Origin of the sequence: Janthinobacterium sp. UMAB-60, from assembly GCF_900095235.1 — a bacterium.
In the GTDB taxonomy this organism is placed as follows: Bacteria; Pseudomonadota; Gammaproteobacteria; order Burkholderiales; family Burkholderiaceae_D; genus Janthinobacterium.
The window spans coordinates 86373-95344 of the sequence record NZ_LT607496.1; the positions used below are offsets into that span (position 1 = coordinate 86373).

4 protein-coding genes and 1 pseudogene are annotated in these 8972 nt (G+C 68.8%); 1 reads left to right on the forward strand and 4 read right to left on the reverse strand.

Annotated elements, in window-relative coordinates; translation table 11 throughout:
* Nucleotides 1-81: 81 nt before the first annotated feature.
* Nucleotides 82-5559: a CHAT domain-containing protein gene (locus tag K0F86_RS21905; protein WP_219136293.1), complete on the forward strand. Its 5478-nt coding sequence runs from the start codon at nt 82-84 to the stop codon at nt 5557-5559.
* Here K0F86_RS21905 and K0F86_RS21910 read toward each other — a convergent pair.
* From K0F86_RS21910 to K0F86_RS27705, 4 genes and pseudogenes are all read right to left on the reverse strand, one after another.
* On the reverse strand, nt 5492-6253 hold the full coding sequence (locus tag K0F86_RS21910; RefSeq protein ID WP_071077956.1) for a GNAT family N-acetyltransferase: 762 nt from the start codon (nt 6251-6253) through the stop codon (nt 5492-5494). The two genes, K0F86_RS21905 and K0F86_RS21910, sit on opposite strands and share 68 nt — an antisense overlap.
* Nucleotides 6254-6406: 153 nt before the next feature.
* A complete protein-coding gene (fdhD, locus tag K0F86_RS21915; protein ID WP_219136294.1) occupies nt 6407-7234 on the reverse strand; it encodes a formate dehydrogenase accessory sulfurtransferase FdhD in 828 nt (275 codons plus the stop codon).
* Nucleotides 7235-7304: 70 nt separating this feature from the next.
* Nucleotides 7305-7991, reverse strand: a complete 687-nt coding sequence (locus K0F86_RS21920; protein ID WP_219136295.1) for a hypothetical protein — start codon at nt 7989-7991, stop codon at nt 7305-7307.
* A 93-nt stretch (nt 7992-8084) separates the two neighbouring features.
* A pseudogene (locus tag K0F86_RS27705) lies at nt 8085-8972 on the reverse strand (Ppx/GppA family phosphatase); the annotation flags it as partial.

An 8972-nucleotide genomic window follows, 5' to 3' on the forward strand; every position in this document is an offset into this window, starting at 1 on the left:
TTCCACTCAAACTTGATCTGACACAACACGCATAGTCTCCGCAGGCATCAAGGTCAGCTTTTAACCAGTGATCCCAACCGCATGTCCAGCGACCCTCTTGCGCCGCCCGTGCTGCGCCTGACGCTCACGCGCGATCCCCTCGCCGACGCCGGCGACGGCCCCGCCGCGCCCGGCTGGCACAGCGAGACCCACGTGCTGTCGGGCGCGCGCGGCATCGGCAGTTGCCGCACGGCACTCGATATCGGTCCGGCCGACGTGGTGCAATTGCTGCTGTGCGACGGCAGTTCGCTGCTGGCGAGCAGCCTGGACCTGCCACGCTACCTGGGGCCGGCCACGGCGGCACGCGACGGCGCGCCCGCCAGCATCGAAGTGGGACTGGCCTTGCGCCCGCAGGCGGCGCGCCCGCCGCCCGGCGCCAGCCGCGACGGCCTGGGCGCCTGGATGCTGCGGGCCGTGCGCGTGTACCGCTGCGGTACCGCCGCCATGACGGCGCTGGCGGCGGCGGGCGCCTTCCAGGACCGCCAGCTGGAACAACGGCTGGGCCTGTACCGCTGCGGCATCGAGGCGGGCAGCATGACGGCCGTCGCCAGCGTGCCCGCCGGGCCGGAACCGGTGCTGCTGCTGTTGCATGGCACGGCGTCGTCGACTCAGCGCAGCTTTGGCGGCCTGTGGCGCAACGGCCTGGCGCCGCAGCTGGCGGCGCACTACGGCAACCGCATCTACGGCTACGAGCACCGCAGCCTCAGCGACAGCCCCATCGAGAACGCGCTGGCCCTCGTGCGCCAGCTGCCGCACGGCGCCGTGCTGCACCTGCTGGCCCATTCGCGCGGCGGCCTGGTGGGCGAATTGCTGGCGCGCGCGCAGCGCATCGACAGCCGCGGCGCCGTCGACCTGGCGGGCGACGGCCTGGAACGGCTGAGCGAAAACACGGTGGGCGGCGAAGCGTTCAACAGCCACGATATCGGGCACTTCACGGCGCAGGCGCGGCTGGGCGGACGCGGCGGCCACGACGCCGATGCGGCGCGCCTGCGCGAACTGGGCGAGGAGTTGAAGGCGCGCGCCATCCGCATCGCCCGCTTCGTGCGCGTGGCTTGCCCGGCGCGCGGCACCACCTTGATGTCGGGACGGCTCGACCGCTGGGCCAGCGTGATGTGCAACCTGCTGCCGCAGGACGATGTGCCCGATGGCGGCATGGCCTTCCTGCTGGCCGTGGTGCAGCAGCGCTGCGACGCGCGCATCCTGCCGGGCCTGGAAGCGATGATGCCCGACTCGCCGCTGGTGGCGCTGCTCAACGCGCCCGACGTGCGCGTGGCCAGCCCGCTGCACGTGCTGGCAGGCGCGTGCAGCGGCGATGGCTTGCTGGGCTGGCTGGGCGACTGCCTCGGCGACCAGCTGTACGGCGGGCAGAACGACCTGGTGGTCAATTGCGCCTCGATGGCGGGCGGCGCCACGCGCAGCACGCCGGTGCGGCAACTGCTGCTGCGCGGGCCGCGGACGCACCACCTGAACTACTTCGAGCGCGCACCGTCCGGCCTGGCGGCAGTGCAGGCGCTCACGGGCGACGACAGCGCCTACCAGCCGCTGGCCGGCATCGAGCACGGCGCGCTGGGACGCGGCGGCGAAGTGCCGAAGCGGCGCGCGCACGCCCCCATCGTGCTGCTGCTGCCCGATATCATGGGCAGCCATCTGCAAGTGGGCAGCAACCGCATCTGGTTCGACCCCGTCAACCTGGTCGAAGGGCGCATCGAGCGCCTGGCCGTGGGCCAGCCGCACATCGTCAGCGCCGGCTGGATCGAATCGTGCTATGAGCCGTTGGCCCGCTTTCTCGCGCAAAGCCAGGAAGTGCGGCCCTTTACGTATGACTGGCGTTTGTCGCTGCAGCACTCCGGCAATGCCTTCCTGCCCGTGCTGGACGAGGCCATGCGCGACGCCGAACAGCGCGGACAGCCGTTGCGCATCGTTGCCCACGGCACGGGCGGGCTGGTGGCGCGCCTGGCATTGAAGGAGCGCTGGCCGCGCTTCGGCGCCCTGCCCGGCAGCCGCCTGCTGCAGGTGGGCACGGCCAACCGGGGCACGCAAGCGATGGTGCAAGTGCTGCTGGGGCGCGACCGGCTGGTACAAATGCTGGCCTGCTGGATAGGCTGGAAGCACACGCGGCGCCAGTTTCTCGGCTTCGTGCGCGCCTTTCCCGGCGTGCTGGACATGCTGCCGTGGCCGCAGGCGGGCAGTATCGACTACTTCGACGCCAACGCCTGGGCGCAACTGGCCGCCGGCGACGCGCAAGCGGGCCTGCCCGACGGCTGGCAGGCGCCCGAGGCGCCAGCGCTGGCGGCGGCGCGCGCCACCGTGGCCTTGCTGGAGGCCGCCCCGCTCGACGCGCGCCATTGCAGCTACCTGGCCGGCTGCGCCGACACGCCGGTGGCGCTGCGCCTGCGCGACGGCGGCATCGAGACGGCCTGGTCGCCGGACGGCGATGGCCGCACGGCCTGGCAAGGCGCGGTGCCGGACGGCGTGGAAGCCTGCTACCTGCCGGTGGCGCATGGCGACCTGCTGCTGCAAAAAGAAACCTACCCGGCCATCGCGCAACTGCTCGACAACGGCCAGGGCGCGGGCCTGTCCCGGCGCCCGCCGCACGCGCCGGGCGGCGCCCCGCCGCGCTTCCGCGCGTACGCTCCCGATGCGCGGCCGCTGTACCCGCAGCCGCCGGAACTGCTCGACGCCGCCCTCGGCGCCGCCGGCCCCGCCAGCGCTGTCGAGAGCCGCGCGCCGCAGCTGAGCCTATCCGTCATCCACGGCAGCATGGCCTCGGCCGACGCGCCCGTCATGAGCGGCTGCTACGCTTACGAGTCGCTGCGCGGCAGCATGAGTTTTCTCGACCGCCTGCTGGCGGGCAAGCTGCAGGAAATCCACGCGCTGGGGCGCTTCCCGCAGCGTCCCGACTCCGCCCTGGTGGTGCTGCAGCCCGATGCGGCGCGCCGGCCCGGCGGCGCCATCGTCATCGGCCTGGGCGCGCTGGGCGAACTGACGCCGGGCGAACTGGCGCGCGCCTTTGCCGGCGGCCTGCTCGAATACGCGTGCGTCTGCCTGCAGGTGCGCGCCGCCGGCCATGCGGCCGCGCCGCCGATGGGCGAACACGGCTTGCGCGTGGCCAGCCTGTTGTCCGGTTCCGGCTATGGCGGCTTGAGCATCGCCCTGTGCGCGCGGGCCCTGATCGACGGCGTGCGCAGCGCCAACCGGCGCCTGGAAGACGCGGGCATGGCGTGCCGCATCGGCCACATCGCCATCTATGAACAATCCGAGGCGCGCGCCATCGCCGCCGCCGTGGCCATCGAGCAGATCATGGCCGAGGCGCGCTACCAGGGCGGCTTCACGTTCGAGCGGCGCATCCGCCACAGCCCGGGCGGCTACCGGCGCATCCTGCCCAGCCTGAGCGGCGACAATGGCTGGCGCCGCGTGCAGATCGTCGCCGCGGACCTCTCCGGCGCCCTGCGCTTCACCGTGCTGACGGACCGCGCCCACAACAGCGTCGACGAGGAGCCGAACCAGCGCCAAGCCGTCGATGGCCTGATCATGGACGCCACCGACAACACCACCGACCAGCCGGGCCTGTCGCGCGCGCTGTACGAACTGATGCTGCCGAATGGGCTGAAGGCGGCCATCCCCGAAATGCGCGGCCTGATCCTGGCCGTCGACCAGAGTGCCGCCATCTATCCGTGGGAGCTGATGCGAGACGAGGCGGGCAGCGAGGAAAGCCCGCTGTCCACGCGCATCGGCATGGTGCGCCAGCTGGCCAGCCTGCGCGAGCAGCCGCCCGCCACCAGCCCGCCCAGCAACAGCGTGCTGGTGATCGGCGACACCGATTCCGGCCTGCCCGAGCTGCCCGCCGCGCAGACCGAGGCGCAGGACGTGGCGCGCATGTTCCGCGCGCACGGCTACCAGGTGCGTGAGCTGCTGCGCCCGCAGGCGCAGCGCGTGCTGGTGCACCTGTTCGACGAGCGCTATTTCGCCATCCACCTGGCCGGCCACGGTGAAGTGGCCGGCCCCGGCATCGCGCATACGGGTCTGGTGCTGGGGCCGAAAACGCGGCTGACGGCGGCGCAGGTGGGTAAATTGAAGCGCGTGCCGCAATTCGTCTTCATCAATTGCTGCCACCTGGGCGACATGCGCCCGGACGCCATCGCGCCGTGGTCGAAACTGGCCGCCAGCCTGGCCACGGCCTTCATTGAAATAGGCGCGCAGGCGGTCATCGCGGCCGGCTGGCGCATCGACGACCAGGCGGCCAGCATCTTCGCGCACAGCTTTTATCACGCCATGCTGAGCGGCGAGTACTTCGGCGACGCCGTGCGCCTGGCGCGCGAGGCGGCGTATCTGCAGTTCCCGGCATCGAATACCTGGGGCGCCTACCAGGCGTATGGCGACGACCGCTACCGCTTTCCGAACACCCAGAGCCGGCCCTGGCAGGCGCCCGACTACCACTACCACGGCCACCTGCTGGCCGACCTGGAAACCCTGCATGCGCGCCTGGCGGGCGCCGATCCGGCGCGCCGCGCGGCCATCGAGGAAAAGCTGGCCAGCATCGAGGAAGCCGTGCGCACGCGCTTCTTCGGCTGCGCCGACATCCGCGAAAACATGGCCGCCACGCGCGCCGGCCTGGGGGGACTGGAGAACACCCTGCGCGCCATCGAACACTACCGGGCGGCGCACAGCGCGGCCGACGGCAAGGTGGGCTTGCGCGCGCTGGCGCACTGGGCGGAACTGGAGATACGCCAGGGCGCGGCCCTGTGCGGCATCGATGCGGGCGCCGGCATCGAGGTGCCTGCCGTGCCGGATATGGCGCAGGGACGGCAGTTGCTGCAGGATGGAAAACAGCATATCGACCTGCTGGTGGCGCTGGCGCCCACGGCGCAGCGCCTGGCCCTGCTGGGACGCTACTGGGCCTTGCAGGCACGCCTGGCCTTCGCCAGGGGGAGCTCCGGCGCGCCGGCGCTGCGCGCCATGACCGATGCCTGCCTGGCCGCGCTGGAAGAAGCGCGTCTGCGCAGCGGCGTGGCCGACTGCGACCTGATTTTTCAGGTGCTGGCGGGCGCCCTGCTGTTGAAAGCCCATGGCGACAGCGCCGCCTGGCGCGCACTCGATGCGCAACTGGCCGACTTGCTGCACGACGCCATCGCCTATGCGCGCCAGCGCCACGCGGACGAGCACCGCGCCATCGACGCCGGCGCCCCCGTGCGCGCCGCCCTGCTGGCGGCCCTGTGGCAAGTGCCGGACGGCCAGCCCTTCGACGCGTCCGCGCGCGCCGCCTTCCTGGCCCTGTACCACGACGCCGTGCGGCGCCACGGCAGCATCGGCGAACCGGAAGCGATCAGCGTGCCGCTGCGCTTCCTGCTCGAACTGCTGCCGCCCGACAGCGCGGAGACCGGCTTGCGCAGCGCCGTGCAGGCGCTGGCCAGCCAGCTGCAGGCCTCACTCCCCGGCGCCAGCCTTGGCAGCCTTAGCCAGGCACCACGCCATAATGGCGCGCATAGCGCTCGTCCAGATTCGCCAGCGGCATCATCATGAACATGTCGGCGCTTTCGAAATCAGGGTCCCACGCCGGCTCGCCGCAAATCCACGCGCCCGAACGCAGATAGCCCTTGATCAGCGGCGGCACTTGCGGCTTGTGCGCCGCTTCCACCTGGTGGATGGGGAAAGGCAGGTGCGGCGTGACGCGGTATTCGCTCGGGGCCATGTGCTTTTCCGCCAGCGCCTGGTACACGGCAACGGCGTTATGCCCGCCATCGGCCAGGCTGATGCTGGCGCAGCCGACCAGATAGTCGCAGCGCTCGCGGCGCATGTACTCGGCCAGGCCCGACCACAGCAGCATGATCACGCTGCCGCCCCGGTACTTGGGATGGATGCAGGCGCGGCCCGCTTCGACCATGCGTCCGCGCAGGTTCTTCAGGCGGCTCAGGTCGAACTCGTTTTCCGCGTACAGCCGGCCGATCTTGGCCGCCTTGGCCGCGCTCAGCACGCGGTAGGTGCCCACCACTTTCAGGGTATCGGCGTCGCGCACGATCAGATGATCGCAATGCGCGTCGAATTCATCGCTGTCGAGGCCATCGGCATTCGCCAGCGAGCTCAATCCCATGGTTTCGATAAACACCTTGTAACGCAAACGCTGGACTTCGCGCAATTCCGCCGCTGTCGTGGCCTGGCTCAGCACCAGTTGGACCGGCCGGGCCTTGGCTTCGTTTGATGCGACTATGTTCTGCATGGTTTCATCCCCTGTGATCAAGACGACTCCAGCGTACTTGTCTAATATGTCAGGAAAATGACAGCCGAATGTCATTTCCATGACGCAAGTCAATGCCAGGGGAAGAGCGTGCGCATTTACCACACTCGCCGGCGCCGTCAGTGAAAACGTCGCTTACAGGGTGATGCCGGGCGTGTAATCGACGAAAGCATCCTGGCGGCAAAAGCCCACCAGTTTCATGCGCGCCTGCGTGGCGATGGAAATGGCCAGCGAACTGGGGGCGGAAATCGTCGCCAGCAGCGGAATCTGCATGCGCGCCGCCTTGCGCGCCAGCTCGTAGCTGCCGCGGCTGGACAGGAACACGAAGCCGCACCGCATGTCGACATCGTGCAGCGCGAGGTGGCCGATCAGTTTATCCAGGCCGTTGTGCCGGCCGACATCCTCGAACACGTGCACGATGTCGCCATCGGGCGTGCACCAGGCGGCCGCATGCACGCCGCCCGTTTCCCGCATCAGCGCCTGGTGTTCGCGCAAGCCGCTCGACGCGCGCGCCAGCGCGGCCGGCAGGTCGACGTGGATCAGGGACGGCGGCAGCGCCGCGGGCCGCAAGTCGAGCATGTCGATGCTGTCGATGCCGCACACGCCGCAGCCCGTGCGGCCCGTCAGCTGGCGCCGGCGGTCCTTCAGGCGCACGAAATCTTCCTGCGCGATGCTCAAGGACACTTCGGCGGAATCAGGGCGCAGGAACACTTCACAGTCGAAGATGGCGCCGGCCGAAGCGACCACGCCTTCCGTCAGCGCGAAGCCGTAGGCGAACGCTTCCAGGTCGCGCGGGGTGGCCATCATGACGACGTGGGAAATGCCATTGAAGACCAGCGCCACAGGGATTTCCTCGGCGACGTGGTCGATGGCATCGGTGGACTGGCCCGCGCGGTGGCGAACGATGGCGCGCTCGACGAAGCCGGCGCGTTCAATACTGATTTCTTCTGACATGGCAACCATGGGGGAACTATCACAGGCCCCATGGTAAACCAGAATGGGCAAGCGGGGGGCGGCCCCTCCGCTCGCGCCATCAATCCTTCTTCGGACGGCCCGTTTTCAGCTGCGGCAAGCCGGCCAGCACGTTTTGCAGGGTGGCCAGGTCGATCTGGCTGATCAGCGCCACGCCGATACGCAGCAATTCGCTTTTCTTGATCTCGAAACCGGCCTTCAGGCAAGCTTTCTTGACCTGCCCCAAGACTTCATATTCCGCTTCCGGCATGGTGAAGCTGTCGCGCACCAGTTTCGGCTTGCGGGCTTTTTCCTTGACGGCGACGACCTTGGCGAGCGGCGCTTTTTTCGCGGCGGCCGGCTTGGCGGCCGGTTTGACGGCGGCTTTCACTGCCGGCTTGGCGACGGCCTTGCCGGCTGGTTTCGCAGCAACCTTGGCCGCCGGCTTGGCAGCGGCTTTGGCGACTGCCTTGGCCACAGCTGGCTTGGCCACGACGGCCTTGGCTGCCGGTTTGGCGACGGGTGCCTTGACTACCGCAGGCTTGGCGGCAACGGGCTTGACTGCCGCTGGCTTCGCGACGGCGGCTTTGGCGGCCACTGGTTTGGCGGCGGCCTTGGCCACCGGCTTGACGGCTGGCTTGGCTGTCGGCTTTGCGGCAGGCTTGGCGGCCGGTGCGGCCTTGGCTGCCGCCGCATTGATCGAAGCGCTGGTGGGGAACATCGATACGGGCGCGCTGTCGGCTTTTTTCACTGGGACGGTTTTAGTCATGGATTTTCCAATCTAATAAATAATATAAACAATATATACTCTTTTTTGAAATCTTGCTTGCTGCACATCAAGTCATGCGCACGGCATGACCTCCTAGGCGCTGGCGCGGATGGTGAAATCGACCCCGACCTCATCCCAGAATTCCTGCTCCTTCTCGATCCAGAACGACACGGTGGGATGGTGCGCCACCCAGCCGCGCTTGATGTCGAGCTCAATGCGGCTCTTCATGCGCAGGCGCAGTTCGCTGAAATCGGCTTCGATGCGCGCGTGCATGAGCAGAATCGACAGGCGCAGCGCCAGCACGGCCTTGGCGAAATCGGGGTCGGACAGCACTTCGCCGATCTTGCGCAAGTTGCCCTTCTGCGCCAGGATCAAGCGGCTCATGGTCTTCTGTTCGCGCGTGGTAAAACCGGGCAAATCCGCGTTTTCCACGATGTAGGATGCGTGCTTGTGGTAGCCCGTCTGCGACACGGCCAGGCCCACTTCGTGCAGCAGGCTGCTCCAGCGCAGGCTTTTCACCAGGGCGTCCGACGTGGGCTTGAGCTGCGCATACATGGCCAGCGCCTGCTCGGCCACCCGGCCGGCACGCTGCTGGTCGATATGGAATTTTTCCATGCAACCCTGCACCGACTGTTCCCGGCGGTCGCGCTTGGTCGAACGCAGGTACAAATCCCACATCACGCCCATGCGCAAGCCCGCCTCGATCGGCGTCATGACGGGTATCGCCATTTCGCGGAACAGGCCGATCAAGATGGCCAGGCCGCCGACGATGGTGCTGGCGCGATCGGGGCGCAAGCCGGGCATGTCGATGCGGCTGGTGTGACCGAGTTCGATGAAGCGCCGTGCCAGCGCATCGAGGCTGGCGCTCGTGAGCAAGCCGTCGCCCAGCTTGTTGCGGGCGATGATGTCGGCGATGGTGCGGATGGTGCCGGAAGAGCCGTAGGCCGTCTTCCAGTGCTGCGGACGGTATGGCGGCGCGGC

Coding starts and splice junctions, on each gene's coding strand:
- fdhD (WP_219136294.1), bottom strand. CDS start 7,234: ATGGTTGCCATGTCAGAAGAAATCAGTATTGAACGCGCCGGCTTCGTC.
- K0F86_RS21905 (WP_219136293.1), top strand. CDS start 82: ATGTCCAGCGACCCTCTTGCGCCGCCCGTGCTGCGCCTGACGCTCACG.
- K0F86_RS21910 (WP_071077956.1), bottom strand. CDS start 6,253: ATGCAGAACATAGTCGCATCAAACGAAGCCAAGGCCCGGCCGGTCCAA.
- K0F86_RS21920 (WP_219136295.1), bottom strand. CDS start 7,991: ATGACTAAAACCGTCCCAGTGAAAAAAGCCGACAGCGCGCCCGTATCG.